This window comes from Streptococcus marimammalium DSM 18627 (genome assembly GCF_000380045.1).
Lineage (GTDB): Bacteria > Bacillota > Bacilli > Lactobacillales > Streptococcaceae > Streptococcus > Streptococcus marimammalium.
This window is the reverse complement of sequence record NZ_KB904342.1, coordinates 1-18,146: the sequence shown is the minus strand read 5'-3', so window position 1 is coordinate 18,146 and position 18,146 is coordinate 1. Positions and strand designations below refer to the sequence as shown.

31 protein-coding genes are annotated in these 18,146 nt (G+C 37.4%); all 31 read right to left on the bottom strand.

The features are described 5' to 3' along the window. Positions 1–618 precede the first annotated feature (618 nt). On the bottom strand, positions 619–1,005 hold the full coding sequence (gene rplQ, locus A3I1_RS0102985; protein ID WP_018369842.1) for a 50S ribosomal protein L17: 387 nt from the start codon (positions 1,003–1,005) through the stop codon (positions 619–621). A gap of 14 nt (positions 1,006–1,019) precedes the next feature. After that, positions 1,020–1,958, bottom strand: a complete 939-nt coding sequence (locus A3I1_RS0102980) for a DNA-directed RNA polymerase subunit alpha (RefSeq protein ID WP_018369841.1) — start codon at positions 1,956–1,958, stop codon at positions 1,020–1,022. Positions 1,959–2,007: 49 nt separating this feature from the next. Further along, complete coding sequence (gene rpsK / locus A3I1_RS0102975) at positions 2,008–2,391, bottom strand: 30S ribosomal protein S11 (protein ID WP_018369840.1); 384 nt, start codon at positions 2,389–2,391, stop codon at positions 2,008–2,010. Positions 2,392–2,415: 24 nt separating this feature from the next. Then, positions 2,416–2,781, bottom strand: a complete 366-nt coding sequence (gene rpsM, locus A3I1_RS0102970; protein WP_018369839.1) for a 30S ribosomal protein S13 — start codon at positions 2,779–2,781, stop codon at positions 2,416–2,418. 17 nt (positions 2,782–2,798) lie between these two features. Further along, the gene (gene rpmJ, locus A3I1_RS08350) at positions 2,799–2,915 is read right to left on the bottom strand and encodes a 50S ribosomal protein L36 (protein WP_083899769.1); all 117 of its coding nucleotides are present in this window, start codon (positions 2,913–2,915) and stop codon (positions 2,799–2,801) included. 24 nt (positions 2,916–2,939) lie between these two features. After that, positions 2,940–3,158 carry a translation initiation factor IF-1 gene (gene infA / locus A3I1_RS0102965; RefSeq protein WP_001040189.1) on the bottom strand — a complete coding sequence of 73 codons (219 nt, stop codon included), beginning with the start codon at positions 3,156–3,158 and terminating at the stop codon, positions 2,940–2,942. Positions 3,159–3,278: 120 nt separating this feature from the next. Beyond that, entirely contained in the window at positions 3,279–3,917 is a 639-nt protein-coding gene (locus A3I1_RS0102960; protein ID WP_018369838.1) for an adenylate kinase, read from the bottom strand. A gap of 74 nt (positions 3,918–3,991) precedes the next feature. Then, positions 3,992–5,299, bottom strand: coding sequence for a preprotein translocase subunit SecY (gene secY, locus A3I1_RS0102955; RefSeq protein ID WP_018369837.1), 1,308 nt, complete (start codon positions 5,297–5,299; stop codon positions 3,992–3,994). A gap of 16 nt (positions 5,300–5,315) precedes the next feature. Then, entirely contained in the window at positions 5,316–5,756 is a 441-nt protein-coding gene (gene rplO, locus A3I1_RS0102950) for a 50S ribosomal protein L15 (protein WP_018369836.1), read from the bottom strand. A 124-nt stretch (positions 5,757–5,880) separates the two neighbouring features. Then, a complete protein-coding gene (rpmD, locus tag A3I1_RS0102945; protein WP_018369835.1) occupies positions 5,881–6,063 on the bottom strand; it encodes a 50S ribosomal protein L30 in 183 nt (60 codons plus the stop codon). 13 nt (positions 6,064–6,076) lie between these two features. After that, complete coding sequence (gene rpsE / locus A3I1_RS0102940) at positions 6,077–6,571, bottom strand: 30S ribosomal protein S5 (protein WP_018369834.1); 495 nt, start codon at positions 6,569–6,571, stop codon at positions 6,077–6,079. Between the two features lie 19 nt (positions 6,572–6,590). Further along, positions 6,591–6,947, bottom strand: coding sequence for a 50S ribosomal protein L18 (gene rplR, locus A3I1_RS0102935; protein WP_026216744.1), 357 nt, complete (start codon positions 6,945–6,947; stop codon positions 6,591–6,593). 95 nt (positions 6,948–7,042) lie between these two features. Next, complete coding sequence (gene rplF, locus A3I1_RS0102930; RefSeq protein WP_018369832.1) at positions 7,043–7,579, bottom strand: 50S ribosomal protein L6; 537 nt, start codon at positions 7,577–7,579, stop codon at positions 7,043–7,045. Positions 7,580–7,647: 68 nt separating this feature from the next. Then, on the bottom strand, positions 7,648–8,046 hold the full coding sequence (gene rpsH / locus A3I1_RS0102925) for a 30S ribosomal protein S8 (RefSeq protein ID WP_018369831.1): 399 nt from the start codon (positions 8,044–8,046) through the stop codon (positions 7,648–7,650). Between the two features lie 67 nt (positions 8,047–8,113). Then, entirely contained in the window at positions 8,114–8,299 is a 186-nt protein-coding gene (locus A3I1_RS0102920) for a type Z 30S ribosomal protein S14 (RefSeq protein WP_001085697.1), read from the bottom strand. 17 nt (positions 8,300–8,316) lie between these two features. After that, entirely contained in the window at positions 8,317–8,859 is a 543-nt protein-coding gene (rplE, locus tag A3I1_RS0102915) for a 50S ribosomal protein L5 (protein ID WP_018369830.1), read from the bottom strand. A 23-nt stretch (positions 8,860–8,882) separates the two neighbouring features. Continuing rightward, positions 8,883–9,188: a 50S ribosomal protein L24 gene (gene rplX / locus A3I1_RS0102910; RefSeq protein ID WP_018369829.1), complete on the bottom strand. Its 306-nt coding sequence runs from the start codon at positions 9,186–9,188 to the stop codon at positions 8,883–8,885. A gap of 72 nt (positions 9,189–9,260) precedes the next feature. Next, the gene (rplN, locus tag A3I1_RS0102905) at positions 9,261–9,629 is read right to left on the bottom strand and encodes a 50S ribosomal protein L14 (RefSeq protein WP_018369828.1); all 369 of its coding nucleotides are present in this window, start codon (positions 9,627–9,629) and stop codon (positions 9,261–9,263) included. A 24-nt stretch (positions 9,630–9,653) separates the two neighbouring features. After that, positions 9,654–9,914, bottom strand: a complete 261-nt coding sequence (rpsQ, locus tag A3I1_RS0102900) for a 30S ribosomal protein S17 (RefSeq protein WP_018369827.1) — start codon at positions 9,912–9,914, stop codon at positions 9,654–9,656. 27 nt (positions 9,915–9,941) lie between these two features. Next, positions 9,942–10,148 (bottom strand): 50S ribosomal protein L29, encoded by a 207-nt coding sequence (gene rpmC, locus A3I1_RS0102895; RefSeq protein ID WP_018369826.1) that lies wholly within the window; start codon positions 10,146–10,148, stop codon positions 9,942–9,944. Positions 10,149–10,157: 9 nt separating this feature from the next. Next, a complete protein-coding gene (gene rplP / locus A3I1_RS0102890) occupies positions 10,158–10,571 on the bottom strand; it encodes a 50S ribosomal protein L16 (protein WP_018369825.1) in 414 nt (137 codons plus the stop codon). 3 nt (positions 10,572–10,574) lie between these two features. Continuing rightward, on the bottom strand, positions 10,575–11,228 hold the full coding sequence (gene rpsC / locus A3I1_RS0102885) for a 30S ribosomal protein S3 (protein WP_018369824.1): 654 nt from the start codon (positions 11,226–11,228) through the stop codon (positions 10,575–10,577). A 12-nt stretch (positions 11,229–11,240) separates the two neighbouring features. After that, positions 11,241–11,585, bottom strand: coding sequence for a 50S ribosomal protein L22 (rplV, locus tag A3I1_RS0102880; protein ID WP_018369823.1), 345 nt, complete (start codon positions 11,583–11,585; stop codon positions 11,241–11,243). A gap of 15 nt (positions 11,586–11,600) precedes the next feature. After that, positions 11,601–11,882 carry a 30S ribosomal protein S19 gene (gene rpsS, locus A3I1_RS0102875; RefSeq protein WP_000533766.1) on the bottom strand — a complete coding sequence of 94 codons (282 nt, stop codon included), beginning with the start codon at positions 11,880–11,882 and terminating at the stop codon, positions 11,601–11,603. A gap of 84 nt (positions 11,883–11,966) precedes the next feature. Then, on the bottom strand, positions 11,967–12,800 hold the full coding sequence (rplB, locus tag A3I1_RS0102870) for a 50S ribosomal protein L2 (protein WP_018369822.1): 834 nt from the start codon (positions 12,798–12,800) through the stop codon (positions 11,967–11,969). 17 nt (positions 12,801–12,817) lie between these two features. After that, entirely contained in the window at positions 12,818–13,114 is a 297-nt protein-coding gene (locus A3I1_RS0102865; RefSeq protein ID WP_018369821.1) for a 50S ribosomal protein L23, read from the bottom strand. Beyond that, positions 13,114–13,737, bottom strand: a complete 624-nt coding sequence (gene rplD / locus A3I1_RS0102860) for a 50S ribosomal protein L4 (protein ID WP_018369820.1) — start codon at positions 13,735–13,737, stop codon at positions 13,114–13,116. The genes A3I1_RS0102865 and rplD overlap by 1 nt, the downstream gene beginning before the upstream one ends. A 25-nt stretch (positions 13,738–13,762) precedes the next feature. Further along, the gene (rplC, locus tag A3I1_RS0102855) at positions 13,763–14,389 is read right to left on the bottom strand and encodes a 50S ribosomal protein L3 (RefSeq protein ID WP_018369819.1); all 627 of its coding nucleotides are present in this window, start codon (positions 14,387–14,389) and stop codon (positions 13,763–13,765) included. 75 nt (positions 14,390–14,464) lie between these two features. Continuing rightward, on the bottom strand, positions 14,465–14,773 hold the full coding sequence (gene rpsJ, locus A3I1_RS0102850; RefSeq protein ID WP_018369818.1) for a 30S ribosomal protein S10: 309 nt from the start codon (positions 14,771–14,773) through the stop codon (positions 14,465–14,467). A gap of 311 nt (positions 14,774–15,084) precedes the next feature. Continuing rightward, on the bottom strand, positions 15,085–16,359 hold the full coding sequence (locus tag A3I1_RS0102845) for an MATE family efflux transporter (protein WP_018369817.1): 1,275 nt from the start codon (positions 16,357–16,359) through the stop codon (positions 15,085–15,087). Positions 16,360–16,380: 21 nt separating this feature from the next. Continuing rightward, positions 16,381–17,865 (bottom strand): threonine synthase, encoded by a 1,485-nt coding sequence (gene thrC, locus A3I1_RS0102840; RefSeq protein ID WP_018369816.1) that lies wholly within the window; start codon positions 17,863–17,865, stop codon positions 16,381–16,383. Positions 17,866–18,146: the final 281 nt, after the last annotated feature.

Sequence of the window (18,146 nt, the reverse complement as noted above, 5' to 3'; positions counted from 1 at the left end):
TTTTAATCGGTGTAGCAAGCTACGGTGATCAAAATGCGTTCCACTTGCATGTATTAGGCACGCCGCCAGCGTTCGTCCTGAGCCAGGATCAAACTCTCATTAAAGTTTGAGTCTCTACTCATTACTGTCCTCTGACAGATTTATTGCTTCTTGATTCTTTTGACAGGTTATTTTATTAACCCTGCACGTTTGGTTTCTTGTCTTGTTCAGTTTTCAAAGGTCATTACTCTTTCGAGACAACTATTATATTCTAGCACCTCTTCTTTGCTTTGTCAATACATTTTGAAGAAAAAGAAAAAATAATTTCATATTATTTCTACAATTACTTAATCTATAAGATAAACAAAGTATTATTAATGATTTTAAAATAGTAAATCTTTAAGGGTAACAATATTATTATACTATAAACATATATTTTTTAAAGAATAAAACGTTTCTAATAAAAACGCCTGCTTACGACATTTTTTTATACCACAGATAAAAAAATGTCGTAAACAAGCGTAAGCGTTAGATTGCAATATGATGAGTGTTACCGCCGAAAGTAATCGGCGGTAGACCAGAGCTAGACTAAGAATAATAGTATTCCATCATCATAACACTCAACAAAATTGATAAAAATTATACTAATTCAATAATTGCCATTGGTGCAGCATCCCCACGGCGTGGTTCTGTTTTAAGAATACGAGTGTATCCTCCATTACGTTCTGCATAACGTGGTGCAATTTCAGTGAATAGTTTTTGCAATGCAGATGTAGATGTGTACTTTTCAGTAGTTTCATCAAAGTTTTCTGATGCAATTTCGTTGCGAACAAATGTAGCTGCTTGGCGACGAGCGTGTAAATCACCACGTTTACCAAGAGTAATCATTTTTTCAACGGTTTTACGAATTTCTTTTGCACGCGCTTCTGTTGTCACAATAGATTCATTGATAAGAAGATCTGTCGTCAAATCACGAAGCATTGCTTTACGTTGTGAGCTAGTGCGTCCTAGTTTACGGTAAGCCATTTTTTCCTCCTGTTTTATTTATCATTTTTTAATCCTAGACTAAGTTCAGAAAGCTTAAATTTCACTTCTTCTAAACTCTTTCGGCCAAGATTTCTAACTTTCATCATTTCTGGTTCTGTCTTTTCAGTTAAATCGTAGACAGTATTAATACCCGCACGTTTCAAACAGTTATATGATCGAACAGATAAATCGAGTTCTTCAATAGTGCGATCGAAAACTTTTTCATTGGAAGCCTTCTCAGTTTCCTTCATGACTTCAGTTGTTTTTGCAATTTCTGTCAAATCAGTAAAAAGATTTAAGTGCTCAATTAAAACACGAGCTGATAAACCTAAAGCATCCTCGGGTATAATTGTACCATTAGTCATAATTTCAATGGTTAATTTATCAAAAGCGTCGTTACTACCAACACGGGCAGGCTCAACTTGATAGTTAACTTTCTTAACAGGCGTATAGATTGAATCTACTGCCAAGGTTCCTACAGGTGCATTTTCTTTTTTATTTTCTTCAGCAGGGACATAACCTCTTTTTGTTGCAACAGTTAATGTTGCTCTAAAACTAGCTCCCTCAAGAATTGTAAATAAATAATGATCTGGATTAACAATTTCAATATCACTATCTGTTAAAATATCCCCTGCAGTAACTTCCATAGGTCCTTGAACATCAAGTTCAATTGTCTTTTCGTCTTCAACGTGAGATTTTACAGCAAGCCCTTTAATATTAAGAATAATTTGCATCACATCTTCACGCACACCAGGAATTGTATCAAATTCATGGAGTACTCCATCAATTTTTATAGATGTTACCGCTGCGCCTGGAAGTGAAGATAAAAGAACTCGACGAAGTGAATTACCGAGAGTTGTTCCATAGCCACGTTCTAGTGGTTCAATGACAAATCTTCCGGCATCTTTATTTTCATCAATTTTTGTTATTTTTGGTTTTTCAAACTCAATCATGTCGTTACTCCCTCTTAAACGAAAAGTTGTGTACTAGTTATTTTTACGATTATACACGACGACGTTTCGGAGGGCGAGCACCATTATGTGGTACAGGTGTCACGTCACGAATAGCTGTTACTTCCAGTCCTGCAGCTGCAAGAGCACGAATTGCAGATTCACGACCTGAACCAGGGCCTTTAACAGTTACTTCAACTGTTTTTACGCCATGTTCTTGTGCTGACTTTGCCGCTGCTTCTGCAGCCATCTGGGCAGCAAATGGGGTTGATTTACGAGAACCTTTAAAACCAAGTGCACCAGCTGACGACCATGCAAGAGCATTACCATGCGCATCAGTAATCATAACAATAGTATTGTTAAACGTTGCATGAATATGGGCAATACCAGATTCGATATTTTTTTTCACACGACGCTTACGTGTTGGTTTAGCCAATTTCTTTACCTCCTATTTTATTTCTTATTTTTTCTTACCAGCAATCGCTACCGCTTTACCTTTACGAGTGCGAGCATTGTTTTTTGTATTTTGTCCACGGACAGGTAATCCACGACGATGACGGATGCCACGATATGAACCAATTTCCATTAAACGTTTAATATTTAGATTTACTTCACGACGAAGGTCACCCTCAATTTTAATTTTATCCACTTCACGACGGATAGCATCTTCTTGATCGGATGTTAAATCTCTAACACGAACATCTTCTGAAACACCTGCAGCTTCTAAAACTTTTTTAGAGGTTTGCAAACCAATGCCATAAATGTATGTTAATGAAATGACAACACGTTTATCATTTGGTATATCAACTCCAGCTATACGAGCCATTTTTTCTCCTTTCTATTTTATCCTTGACGTTGTTTGTGTTTTGGATTTGTAGGACAAATTACCATAACACGGCCACTACGGCGAATAACTTTGCAGTATTCGCAAATCGGTTTAACCGATGGTCTTACCTTCATTTTTAATCCCTCCAATTATTTCGATTATTTAAAGCGGTATGTGATACGCCCTCTTGTTAAATCATAGGGACTCATCTCTACAGTAACTCTATCACCTACTAAAATACGAATATAATTTTTTCGGATTTTTCCTGATACAGTTGCTAGAATTTGATGCCCATTTTCCAATTCAACAGTGAACATTGCATTAGGCATTGTTTCAACAACTTTACCTTCAATTTCAATCACATCTTCTTTTGCCACGCAAAAGCACCCCCTAAATTTCGATTTGATTCCCTCTATAAAATAGAGGTAACAGTTATAAGTCAGACTAGCCTATTATATCACGTCTTAAAGTCTTATGCAAGTATGTTTCATCATTTGTCACAAAGACGAAATAACCTTCGAAATATTTGCAAACACTGCATCGATTTCATCATTACCTGCAATATCATAAACAATACCTTTTTTACGATAATGAGCAATAATCGGTGTTCCTTGTTCAATATTAACATCTAAGCGACGTTTAACTGTTTCTGGTTTGTCATCTTCACGTTGATAATAATCTTTCTCATCATATCCAGATGCTGGTGGGTTAAATATTTTATGAAAGGTTTCTCCAGTTTCACGATGGATAATACGTCCACTTAATCGTTCTAAAAGAAGCGACGGATCAACTTCAATATTAACAACACCATCTAACGACATGTCTAACTCAGCTAAAATAACATCTAGGGCAGCAGCTTGTTCAATTGTCCTTGGGTAACCATCAAGCAGAAAACCTTTTTCTGAAACATCTGCTTGTGCTAGTCGTTCTTTAACAATACCATTAGTCACTTCATCAGGAACTAATTCTCCCTTGTCCATATATGACTTAGCCAAAATTCCCATTTTTGTTCGATTGGCAATTGCAGATCTAAACATATCTCCTGTTGAAATGTGGATTATGTTGAATTTTTCAACAATTTTAGCTGCCTGTGTTCCCTTTCCTGCGCCAGGAAGTCCCATAATTAAAAGGTTCATTTTTTTCTCCATCTATTTTTAATCACTTGTGAGCCATGAAATAAAATAGAAGGTTGACAAAGTCAACCTATATTCTATTCAGTTATATTAATAAAACCAGCATATTTCTTCTTCAAAAGATAGCCCTCAAGTTGTTTCATACCTTCAATGCCTGTTGAAATAAGAATTAATAAACTTGTTCCTCCTAAAGCAACAGCCGATGAAAGACCAAAAAGTTGTTGAGCAGCAATTGGTGTTAAAGCAACAAATGCTAAGAAAAGCGATCCTACTGTGGCTAATTTTTTCAGTAAAGAAGTCATATAGTCTTGAGTCTCACGCCCAGGTCTAACACTTGGTATATAAGATGCTCCCTTTTGTAAATTCTCAGCCGTTTTTTCAGGATTTACCTGAACAAAAGTATAAAAGAATGAGAATAAAACAATTAAAACGGCATAAACTACCATTCCTGCTGGATTTTGGAAGTTTAATGCTTGGCTTAAGTTGTTTAACCAAGGAATATCCTGATTTCCAGTTTGAAGAAATTGAACCAATGTTCCTGGGATAGTTGTAACAGAACTTGCAAAAATGACAGGAATCACACCTGCCGGGTTAACTTTTAGTGGCAGATATGAACTTGTTGGCGCTCCTTGAGCTCTTTTTGTGTATTGTATTGGAATCTTATACTCTGCTTGTTGTACAAAAGTTGTAAAAAATACAATCGCAAGAACAGCTAGGATAAATACAATAACGAATATTATAGAATTTGTCAACTCACTTGAGCGAATATTGACAAAGTAATCTTCATAGATAGTTGAGATTGAACCTGGTATGGCTGAGATAATCCCCGAAAAGATTATCATTGAGACACCATTACCAAACCCTTTATCAGAGATTTGTTCTCCCAACCAAGTTACAATCAAGCTTCCAGTCGTTAAAATGCATCCAATAAGAATATACGTTTGTACATTTGGTGTTTCTACTAAAGCAACCGTTGAAAGAGCACTAAATCCTGCAGTTATCCCAACAGATTGAAAGAAAGCAAGAAATAAAGAAATGTAGCGAGTGGCCTGATTTAATTTTCTTCTGCCAACCTCTCCTTGTTTACCCCATTCAACAAACTTAGGTAAAATATCCATTTGAAGCAATTGAACAACAATCGAAGCGGTAATATATGGGCTCACACCAAGTGCAAAAACCGAGAAATTTCTCATAGCATTACCACTAACTAGATTAAGCATATTTAAGAAAGGCAAATCGCTCAGTTGCTCAAGACTTTTTGCATTAATTCCTGGCACTGTAATATGAGTACCAACTCGGAAAACAAAGATAATAAAGATAGTAAAAAGAATTTTTTTTCTAACATTTTTTATCTTTAAAGCATCTTTTAATAATTTAAAAAACATAATGAGCTACCTCTCATTAGATGACTTCAACAGAACCACCTTTAGCAACAATTGCAGCTTCAGCACTCTTAGAAAACTTAGAGGCTTTAACTGTCAATTTTTTAGTTAATTCGCCATTACCAAGAACTTTGATTCCTGATTTTTCAGATTTCACAAGCCCTGATTCAACAAGAATAACTGGTGTAATTTCTGTGCCATCTTCAAAAATATTTAATTGCTCAAGATTCACTAAAGCATATTCTTTTGTGTTGATATTTGTAAAACCACGTTTTGGTATGCGACGGAATAATGGTGTTTGCCCACCTTCAAAACCTAAACGCACTTTGCCACCACTACGAGCTTTTTGCCCTTTTTGCCCACGACCAGATGTTTTACCATTACCAGACGATGAGCCACGACCAACACGATTACGTGCTTTACGAGAACCTTTAGCAGGTTTTAATTCATGAATTTTCATTTTTTCTCCTTTTTGTAAAATGCTAACGCCTTTGTAGAGATAAGGTCCTCTCTGCAAAAACTCGCCTATACTTTAATTTAGTTCAAGACACTATGAAAAATTCAAAGTGTCTTGCTTATTATTTTTAGTTCACATCTTCTACAGTAATTAAATGAGATACTGTGTTGACCATGCCACGAATAGCTGGTGTATCATCTTTAATTACAGAACTATTTAATTTACCAAGTCCAAGAGCAGCAACAGTTTTTCGTTGTGCTGGAAGACGTCCGATTGGAGACTTAGTCAAAGTAATTTTAATTTGAGCCATGATATCTCCTTTCCTATCCTAACTCTGAAACTGGAATGCCACGAAGTGCAGCAACCTCTTCAGCGCGTTTTAATTGTTTCAAGCCTTCAACAGTTGCACGAACAATGTTGATTGGAGTATTAGAGCCCAATGATTTAGAAGTCACATCAGCAACCCCAGCTAATTCAACAACGGCACGAACAGCACCCCCTGCAGCCACACCAGAACCCTCGATAGCTGGTTTCAACAATACACGAGCGCCACTATAATTTGAGCGAACCTCATGAGGTATTGTTGTACCAACCATTGGGACTTCAATCATGTTTTTCTTAGCAGCTTCCACTGCTTTACGAATAGCTTCAGGAACTTCTTGGGCTTTCCCTGTGCCAAAACCTACGTGACCATTACGATCACCAACAACTACTAGAGCAGCAAAGCGAAGACGACGTCCACCTTTTACAACTTTTGTAACACGGTTAATTGCAACAACGCGTTCTTCAAGTTCTACTGCATTATCTTTAAATGCCATTATTAAGTGTCCTCCCCTATTAGAATTTCAATCCGTTTTCACGAGCTGCATCAGCTAAAGCTTTAACACGGCCGTGATAGAGATATCCACCGCGGTCAAACACCACTTCAGAAATACCTTTAGCTCCTGCGCGTTCAGCAATCAGTTTACCAACAACAACGGCTTGTTCAGTTTTAGTTCCTTTTGAAACGTCTTTGTCAAGAGTTGAAGCGCTTGCGAGCGTGACACCCGCTACGTCATCAATCAATTGAGCGTAGATGCCTGTATTAGAACGAAATACGTTCAAACGTGGGCGATCCGCAGTTCCAGAAACTTTACCGCGTACGCGACGACGGCGTTTTTGGCGGATTTTATTTTTATCTGGTTTCGAAATCACAATTTTCACCTCTTAATTTTAATTATTGGAAACAGTTTTTATAAATAGGTGACAGGCATTTTGTAAACCATCGTTTACAAGGATACCACACCTCATTATTTACCTGTTTTACCTTCTTTAAGTCGAACAAATTCTCCAACATAACGAATTCCTTTACCTTTATAAGGTTCTGGAGTACGAAGGCTACGAATATAAGCCGCAGTTTGTCCAACAACTTCTTTGTTAATTCCACTGACAAGAATCGATGTTGCTGAAGGAACTTCAAATGTAATACCTTCAGGTGCAACAACTTCATCTTGATGAGATTTACCAACTGAAAGAACTAATTTATTCCCTTGAAGTTGAGCACGATAACCAACACCGCGCATTTCAAGAGCTTTTTTAAATCCTTCTGAAACACCAACAACCATATTATTAAGGTTGGCACGAGTTGTCCCATGGATTGTTTTCATTTCTTTTGAATCATTTGGACGATGCAGTGAAATCTCACTACCATCAATCTTGATTTCAATATTTTTGTTGAACTCACGAGTGAGTTCGCCTTTTGGACCTTTGACAGTTACAACATTATCTTTATTGGTGATTTCAACACCAGTCGGTAATGTGATAACTTTATTACCAATACGTGACATATTTATTTTCTCCTGTTAGATTATCAAGTCTTAAAAGACTAGTTTTCACGGGGTGGTAAGAATTATTCTTACCAAACGTATGCAAGCACTTCCCCACCAACATTTTTTTGGCGGGCTTCTTTATCAGTCAAAAGACCTTCTGAAGTTGAAATAATTGCAATTCCAAGTCCATTAAGGACTTTTGGAATATCTTCACGTTTCGTGTAAACACGAAGACCTGGTTTTGAAATACGTTTTAAGTTAGTGATAACACGGTCACCATTTTGTCCATATTTGAGAAATAAACGAATAACTCCTTGTTTATCATCTTCAATATATTCAACGCTTTTTACAAAACCTTCACGTTTTAGGATTTCAGCAATCCCTTTTTTAATATTTGATGCAGGAACTTCAAGAACACTATGTTTTGCTTGGTTAGCATTACGTATGCGCGTTAAAAAGTCTGCAATAGGGTCAGTCATAACCATTTTATTATTCTCCTCTTACTAGTAGTTTGAGTACTCACTTACTAGTTAATGTTTAGTTAAATTAGAATTACCAAGATGCTTTTGTAACACCTGGAATTTGTCCTTTATAAGCTAACTCACGGAAGCAAACACGGCAAAGTTTAAATTTGCGGTAAACTGAATGTGGACGGCCACATTTCTCGCAACGAGTGTAAGCTTGCGTTGAGAACTTCGCAGGGCGCTTGTTCTTAGCAATCATTGATTTTTTAGCCATTATATTTACCTCCTATGTTATTTTGCAAAAGGCATTCCTAAGCCTTTAAGCAATTCACGTGATTCTTCATCGGTATTTGCCGTTGTGACAATAACAATGTCAAGGCCACGAACTTTGTCAACATCATCAAAATTAATTTCTGGGAAAATTAATTGTTCTTTAACACCAAGTGTGTAGTTCCCTCGACCATCAAATGATTTTGTTGGGACTCCGTGGAAGTCACGAACACGTGGTAAAGATACTGATACTAATTTATCTAAAAATTCATACATACGTTCGCCACGAAGAGTTACTTTAGCTCCGATAGCAACACCCTCACGAAGACGGAAGCCGGCGATTGATTTTTTAGCTTTTGTGATAAGCGGTTTTTGCCCAGAAATAAGTGCTAGTTCAGCTGCAGCCTTTTCCAAGTTTTTAGCGTTTGAAACTGCATCACCAACACCCATGTTAAGAACAATTTTCTCAACTTTTGGCACAGCCATAACTGACGAATAATTAAACTTTTCAGTTAGTGCTGGGATAACTTCTTTAAGATATTTTTCTTTTAAACGATTTGCCATTATACTTCTCCTTTCCTTCGTGATTAATCAAGCACTTCGCCTGATTTTTTGTTGTAACGGACTTTTTTGCCATCAATAACCTTGTAGCCGACACGTCCTGCAACACCATTTTTATCTAACACTTGCACATTAGAAACATGGATTGGTGCTTCTTTTTCGATGATTGCCCCTTGTGGGTTATCATTATTTGGACGTTGATGTTTTTTTATCATTGCAACGCCTTCTACAACAACTTTATTAATTTTTGGTAACGCAGTCAAAACAACAGCTTCAACACCTTTGTCTTTTCCTGCAATAACGCGAACCTTGTCGCCTTTTTTTACAAACATTGAGTTTATCTCCTTAAAATTTCTTACGCCCTAACGGGCACCCTAATACATTAGGGGACTAGTTTGTTTTTATTAAAGTACTTCTGGTGCAAGTGACACGATCTTCATGTACCCACCTTCACGTAATTCACGTGCAACAGGCCCAAAGATACGAGTTCCACGAGGTGTTTTGTCCTCGCGAATTATAACTGCAGCATTGTCATCAAATTTAATATATGAACCATCTGGACGACGAGCTCCTGATTTAGTCCTTACAATAACTGCCTTTACAACATCACCTTTTTTAACAGTGCCACCAGGAGTAGCTTGTTTTACAGATGCAACGATAACGTCACCAATGCTTGCGAACTTGCGACCTGAACCACCAAGAACTTTAATGGCCAAGATTTCACGTGCGCCACTGTTATCAGCAACTTTCAAACGAGATTCTTGTTGAATCATTCTAATTTTCTCCTTTCAGGCTTATTAAATAATTATAGCTTCTTCAACCACTTCTACAAGACGAAAACGTTTTGTAGCTGATAGTCGACGAGTTTCCATGATACGAACTTTATCACCTGTCTTAGCGATGTTGTTTTCATCATGTGCTTTGTACTTTTTAGAATAGTTGATACGTTTACCATAGACTGGGTGGTTACGTTTTGTTTCAACTACAACTGTGATTGTTTTATCCATCTTGTCAGACACGACACGTCCAACTAGGGTTTTACGTTGATTACGTTCCATAATTAGAATTTCTCCTTTCCCAATCTATTATTTCATTTCAGATTGCACTGTTTTAACACGTGCAATTTGTTTTTTAACTTCGTGTAAACGGGCAGTTTGATCAAGCTGACCTGCCGCTGCTTGAAAACGAAGGTCAAACAATTCTTTTTTGAGTTCGTTTTCTTTTTTAGCAAGTTCTTCTTGAGATAAGCCACGAAGTTCTTTTACAAAATCTTTAATTTCTTGAAGTTTCATGTCTTCTCCTTATTCTGCTTCACGTTTTACGAATTTGCATTTTACCGGTAATTTATGGCTTGCAAGACGAAGTGCTTCGCGAGCGATTTCTTCAGAAACCCCACCCAACTCAAACATCACCTTACCACGTTTTACTGGAGCCACCCAACCTTCAGGTGCACCTTTACCAGATCCCATACGCACACCAATAGCTTTAGCGGTGTATGATTTATGAGGGAAAATTTTAATCCAAACTTTACCACCACGTTTCATGTAACGCGTCATCGCGATACGAGCAGCTTCTATTTGACGGTTTGTTACCCAGTGGCTTGTTGTTGCTTGAAGTCCAAATTCTCCAAATGCTACAGTTTTACCACCCTTAGCTTCACCACGCATTTTCCCACGGAATTCACGACGGTGTTTAACACGTTTAGGTACTAACATTTGTTATTTACCTCCTTTAGTGTTTTTACGAGTTGGAAGAATTTCTCCACGGTAAATCCAAACTTTAACGCCTAACTTACCATATGTAGTATCAGCTTCTTCCCAAGCATAATCGATATCAGCACGAAGTGTATGAAGCGGAACTGTACCTTCTGAATATCCTTCACTACGAGCAATATCTGCACCATTTAAACGACCAGATACTTGTGTTTTAATTCCTTTAGCACCCGCACGCATAGTACGTTGAATAGCTTGTTTTTGCGCACGACGGAAAGCAACACGTTGCTCAAGTTGACGTGCAATCCCCTCACCTACAAGATGTGCATCTAAATCTGGTGATTTAATTTCAATAATATTGATATGTACTTGTTTACCAGTCAATTTGTTAAGTTTTGCTCGCAAAACATCAACGTTTGATCCACCTTTACCAATTACCATACCTGGTTTAGCAGTATGAAGCGAAACAATAACCTTGTTAACTGCACGTTCAATTTCAATTGTTGACACCGATGCATCAGCTAATTGTTTTTGAATAAATTTACGGATTGCAAGATCTTCATGAAGGTAATCCGCGTATTCTTTTTCAGCATACCATTTCGCATCCCAGTCACGGATGATTCCGACACGCATACCAATTGGATGTACTTTTTGACCCACGATTTTACCTCCTTATTTTTCTGCCACAACTACTGTGATATGAGTAGTGCGTTTGTTGATTGGTGATGCTGATCCTTTTGCTCGTGGACGAAAACGTTTCATTGTTGGTCCTTCATTTGCAAATGTCTCAGAGACAACCAAGTTAGCTTTTTCCAAACCAAAGTTATTTTCTGCATTAGCGATTGCTGAGTTTAAAACTTTTTCAATCACTGTAGCCGCTTTGTTTGGAGTGAATTTTAAAATTGTGATTGCATCAGCAACACTTTTCCCACGAATGAGATCAAGAACAAGTCGTGTTTTACGAGGTGAAACACGGACTGTTCGAGCCATTGCTTTAGCTGAAGTAATTTCTGCCATTGTGTCCTCCTCCTATTATTTACGACGTGTTTTCTTGTCGTCTGCTGCGTGACCTTTGTAAGTACGAGTTGGTGCAAATTCACCAAGCTTATGTCCTACCATGTCTTCTTGAATATATACTGGTACATGTTTGCGCCCATCATAGACAGCAATTGTGTAACCGATGAAACTTGGGAAAATCGTTGAACGACGTGACCAAGTTTTAATTACTTTTTTCTTTTCGTCATTAGCTTGAGCCTCAACCTTTTTCATTAAATGCTCATCGACGAAAGGCCCTTTTTTAAGACTACGTCCCATTTTATTTTTTCTCCTTTAAATAGTGTACCACAGCGGCTTGTGCTAATTATTAGCACTACCGAGCTGGCGGATTAAACAACTTTATTATTTTTCGTTACGACGACGAATAATAAGTTTGTCTGACTTAGCTTTCTTATTACGAGTTTTAAGACCAAGCGCTGGTTTACCCCAAGGTGTAGATGGAGATTTACGACCAACAGGCGCCTTACCTTCACCACCACCGTGTGGGTGATCATTAGGGTTCATAACTGACCCACGAACTGTAGGACGGATACCTTTCCATCTGCTACGACCTGCTTTCCCAAGGTTAACAAGTCCTTGTTGTTCATTTCCTACAACACCAATTGTTGCACGGCAAGTTGATAGAACCATACGAACTTCACCCGATTGTAAACGAACTAAAGTATATTTTCCTTCAGTTCCTAATACTTGAGCAGAAGCCCCAGCAGCACGAACTAAGGCAGCACCTTTACCTGGTTTTAATTCAATATTATGAACAACTGTACCCACTGGAATATTAGCTAATGGAAGAGCATTTCCTACTTTAATATCAGCATCAACTCCAGATACAATACGTTGACCAACCTCAAGTCCTTTTGGAGCAATGATATATGCTTTAACACCATCTACATAGTGTACAAGAGCAATATTTGCTGAACGGTTTGGATCATATTCGATTGTTTTAACGATTGCTTCAACGCCATCTTTATTACGTTTGAAGTCAACTAAACGGTAATGACGTTTGTGTCCTCCACCGTGATGACGAACTGTAATACGACCTTTGTTGTTACGGCCAGCTTTTTTCTTTAATGATACAAGCAATGATTTCTCAGGAGTGTTTGTTGTAATTTCAGCAAAATCCAAAGAAGTCATATTACGACGGCCATTTGTCGTTGGTTTATAAACTTTAATACCCACGTTAATTCCTCCTTAGATTATTCTGTTTCTGTTGCAAACAACTCAATAGCTTTTGAATCAGCTGTAAGCGTTACGATTGCTTTTTTAGTTTTGCTTGTGAAGCCTGTATAACGACCAACACGTTTTGCTTTAGGCTTAACACTAACAGTGCTAATGTTTGCTACCTTAACACCTTCAAACACAGCTTCGACAGCTTGTTTAATTAGTAGTTTGTGTGCTCGCGTATCGACTTCAAAGGTGTACTTGCCTTGTTCAAGAGCAAGCATAGATTTTTCAGTGATAACTGGTTTTTTGATTACATCGTACAAATTCATTATGCAAGAACCTCCTCAATTGCAGAGATTGCTTCTTTAGTTACAAGAAGTTTGTCGCTATTTACGATATCAAGAACACTTGCAGTTGTTGCAGTTGCAACTTTTACGTTTGGAATATTACGAGCTGAAAGAGCAGCGAATTTGTTTTCCTCTTCAGTAATAACAAGTACTTTTGAATCAACATTTAAAGCTGAGAGAACTTTTACAAAATCAGCTGTTTTTGGCGCCGCAAATGAAAGAGCATCTACAGCTACGAATTTTTCCTCGGCCACTTTTGCCGAATAAACTGATTTCAAAGCAAGACGACGAACTTTTTGTGGAAGTTTGTAGCCATAAGAACGAGGTGTTGGTCCAAAAACCACACCACCGCCACGCCATTGCGGTGAACGGATAGAGCCTTGACGTGCACGACCAGTTCCTTTTTGACGCCATGGTTTACGACCGCCACCAGAGACAGCAGAGCGATTCTTAACTGCATGAGTTCCTTGACGTAGACTAGCACGTTGGCTAATAACAACATCAAAAACAACGGATTCATTTGGTTCAATACCAAACACAGTGTCATTTAGAACAACTTCGCTAACTTCTTTACCAGTTTGGTCAAATAGTTTTACTTTTGCCATTTTAACTGTTTTCCCCTTTCTTTAATTATTTAGCAGCTTTAACTGCTGATTTGATAGTGATAAGAGACTTCTTAGCACCAGGGACATTACCTTTAATAAGGATTGCGTTCTTTTCTGGAATAACTTGGACAATTTCAAGATTTTGAATTGTCACACGTTTGCCACCCATACGTCCTGCCAAACGTTTGTTTTTGAAAACACGATTTGGAGCAACAGGTCCCATAGAACCTGGACGACGATGGTAACGAGAACCATGAGCCATTGGGCCTCTAGATTGCCCGTGGCGTTTGATAACCCCTTGGAACCCCTTACCTTTAGTAGTGCCAGTGACATCTACAACATCTCCAGCTGAGAAAGTTTCTACAGTAATTTCTGAACCAACTTCTAAGCCTTCAATGTTTTTAAATTCACGAATGAAGCGCTTAGGAGCCGTATTAGCTTTCGCTACGTGACCTTTGGCAGGTTTGTTACTCAATACATCACGTTTGTCATCAAAACCAATTTGGATAGCTTCATAGCCATCAGTTTCAACAGTTTTCACTTGAAGAACAACATTTGGTGTTGCTTCGATGACAGTAACAGGGATAAATTCACCAGATTCAGTGAAGATTTGAGTCATTCCCACTTTTTTCCCTAAGATTCCTTTTGTCATGAGAAAGTATTTCCTTTTCTTTTTTTATAGTGAAAAGTTTTTTACGAGCGCTTTTCATGCTCTTTTAAAATCAAATTATAATTTGATTTCAACATTAACACCGCTTGGAAGATCTAACTTCATAAGGGCATCAACTGTTTTTTGCGTTGGGTTCACAATGTCAATAAGGCGTTTGTGAGTACGCATTTCAAATTGTTCACGCGAATCTTTATATTTATGAGTCGCACGAATAACTGTGTAGAGACTACGTTCAGTTGGTAATGGTACAGGACCAGCAACTGTTGCACCTGTACGTGTCGCAGTTTCTACAATTTTTTCTGCCGCTGTATCAAGTGTACGGTGTTCGTACGCTTTCAAACGGATACGGATTTTTTTGTTTGCCATCTTTTCTCCTCTCGTCTATTTATGATAATAGGCTAGCTCCACAAGAAAACCGACAAGTGATTGCGTGGCAATGCAACCAAGCGTGTCGCAACCTCTCGCATCAAAGCTAAGGCTGTTTTTTACAGCACTAAAACATAATAACAAAATAACAGAGTGAATGCAAGGGATTTTACAATAAAATTTGATTATTTTTTGTTTATTTAAAAATTATTAAAAAATCTTAACAGTCATTAGACTATTAAGATTTTTAAAGTGAATAATTCATTCATAAGAATTTTATATTAACAGAAAAAAAAATAAACCGAACTTTTTCATTTAAAATGTTTTCTATAAATGACCCATAGAAACAAACCTCTAAAAAGATTGTCTAAAACAGTCGATAACCAAACACCTGATAGTCCCATTTTTAAAATAATACTTAAGATATAAGCAAAACCGATGCGAATAAGCCACATACCAATACTAGTAGCATAAAAAGGAATTCTTGAGTGACCCAATCCTTGCCAAACAGCTGTCATAATAAGGGTAGCTGAGGTTGCTGGGCTACCTATTAGTGAATAGAAAATAACAATTAAAGTAGCTGAATTAGCAACTTGATCATTAGTAAACAACAGTGATAGGTTGCGCCCAAACAAAAAAACTATGGCACTGAGGCAAAGCATCCCAAGAGTTGATAGTAAATAAGACTCTCTTACAATCATACTAATTTTTTTTTGATTGCCTTGTCCTAAATTATCGGCAACCAAAATAATGGTTGCCGTTGCCACAGCAACACCTGGCATATAGTTAAATTGTGTTAGAGTTTCTCCTACTGCATTACCTGCTACTACTTTGGTTCCCAATTGGACAATAATAGCAATGATAACCACATCACCCAATCTCATCATCAAACGCTCAGCTGTCGCTGGTAAGGCAAGAGATAATAGAGCTTGATTCTTATGCCATTTCAACTGAAAATCTTGTTTTAATGCTCCTAATTGATGCCATAATACTAAACTGCCAATAATTCGTGCTACTACTGTTGCAGCAGCAACACCAATAATACCTAGGTGAAAAACGAAGATAGCAATAACAGAAAAGATGACATTTAAAAAATTAACAAATAAGGTAACATAAAGAGATACTTTAGGCCGGTTGTCAGCTCTTAGAACACTTGAAAAAATAATCATCAGTCCCATAAAAAGACTGCCTCCACCAACAATAGCTAGATAAGTAGCACCAGTTTGACTAACAGCTAAAGCCGTCCCCAAAGTTGAGAGAACCCAGTTCCCCCAAAAAATGGAGAAAATTGCCAAGACAAGACTTAAAAGTCCAGTCAACATAATAGTATCTCGCATCAATAATTGTGTTTCAGATTGATTTTTCTTACTTAAACTTCTAGCAACAAGACTAGCAACACTAGAACCAAGGGCGATAAAGACAGCTTGGTAAATACTAATAATGTTATTAGCCACTGAAACACCTGAAACTGCAATTAAGCCGATTTGAGCAATTAAATAACTATCCACAAAACCCATTGACATTTGTAGTATGTTTTCTATCATTGCTGGAATAGCGATAGACAGTATTTTTTTAGTTTGCTGCATAGATAATGATAAACTCTAAAACTAGAGTCCTAGACACCTTTCTACTGTTTCTTTCATGTCTTTAGTTGCGATAGTTGTCTGATGACGAATCGTTGCTTTTTCAATGCCGTTTACAGCTTTAGGAATAACTGTTTGCGAGAGTTTTTTTAGTTTATTTACTGCGGCAAAGTCATCCGCTAGGCTTGTTTTCTCAAGAGCTTTGACAACAACTGTTGGAAACTTATAGGGACTTGCTGTTGATACGACAACTGTTTTTGTCGTATCTTTTGTTTTTTCTTGATAATCCTTATAAACTCTTGAGGCAACAGCTGTATGAGGATCTTCGACATAATGATTTTCAAAATAAACACGCGCAATGTCCTGACTTGTTTGTTCTTGATTAGCAAAGCCAGCGGCAAAAAGATTTAGAATAGAGGTCTCTTTAACTGGCAGCTGATAACTACCTTCACTTGCTAATTGTTCCATTAGTTCACGCGTTTTCGTAGCGTCGTTACCCACCAAGTGAAAGACTAAGCGCTCAAGATTAGATGAAACAAGAATGTCCATAGAAGGACTTGTTGTCACTTTAAATGGCCTATTTTTATCATAGGTTGCCGTGTTAAAGAAATCTGTTAACACATTATTTTCATTGGATGCACAGATAAGTTTTCCAACTGGCACACCAATTTTAGAAGCGTAAAAAGCGGCTAGAATATTACCAAAATTGCCAGTTGGTACTGAAAAGTTAATCAATTCACCATTTTCAATCTCACCTTGTTTGAGGAGTTGTGCATAAGCATAAACATAATAAACAATTTGAGGAACCAAGCGACCAATATTCATGGAGTTGGCTGATGAAAATTGTATGCCTTTTTCTAGTAAAGAAGCTCGCAACTCTTCATCATTAAACATGTTTTTTACACTAGTTTGGGCATCATCAAAATTCCCATCTATAGCAATAACATGTGTGTTTTCTCCTTCTTGGGTAATCATTTGTAACTCTTGGATACGACTAACGCCATTTTTAGGATAAAAGACAAAAATTTCTGTTCCAGATACATCAGCAAAGCCTGCCATAGCTGCTTTTCCCGTGTCTCCTGAGGTGGCTGTTAAAATAACGATTTTATTGTCCACACCTTGTTTTTTAGCAGCAGTTGTCATCAAGTAAGGTAAAATCGATAAGGCCATGTCTTTAAAAGCTATGGTTGAACCGTGAAATAGCTCTAAATGATATTGACCGTTCAATTTCACAATTGGTGCAATCAACTCTGTATCAAATTTGTCATCATAAGCATTAGTCACACAATAGTCAATTTCTTCTGGCGTAAAATCATCTAAAAAGGCTGCTAAGATTTTTTTAGCGATGTCTTGGTAGCTTAAGTCTTTTAATTGGTTGAAATCTAAGCTTATTTCTGGAAAAACAGTAGGGGTGTAGAGGCCACCATCTGTTGCTAATCCTTTTAAAATAGCTTGGCTTGCGGTTGCTGTGTTTTTAGCATCTCTTGTTGATTGGTAAATTAACGTCATTGCGCTCTCCCTTGTTTCATAAAGTCTTTTTCTTATCATATCATATTTTTAACTGATTTGCCTAAACAAGTTTTCTGAATAAAGTCTATTGAATATAAATAAAAAACACCAATTCTCAAGGAGAACTGGTGTCAAGGATTACCCTTCATAATCAAAGGCGATTTCAATAATTTCTTTTAATTCTGAAATGAGTGGTTCTTTTGGATTTGCAGTTGTACATTGGTCTTCGTAAGCTTTTTCAGCTAAACGATCAGCATCTGCTTTAAGTTGTGCTTTAGTCA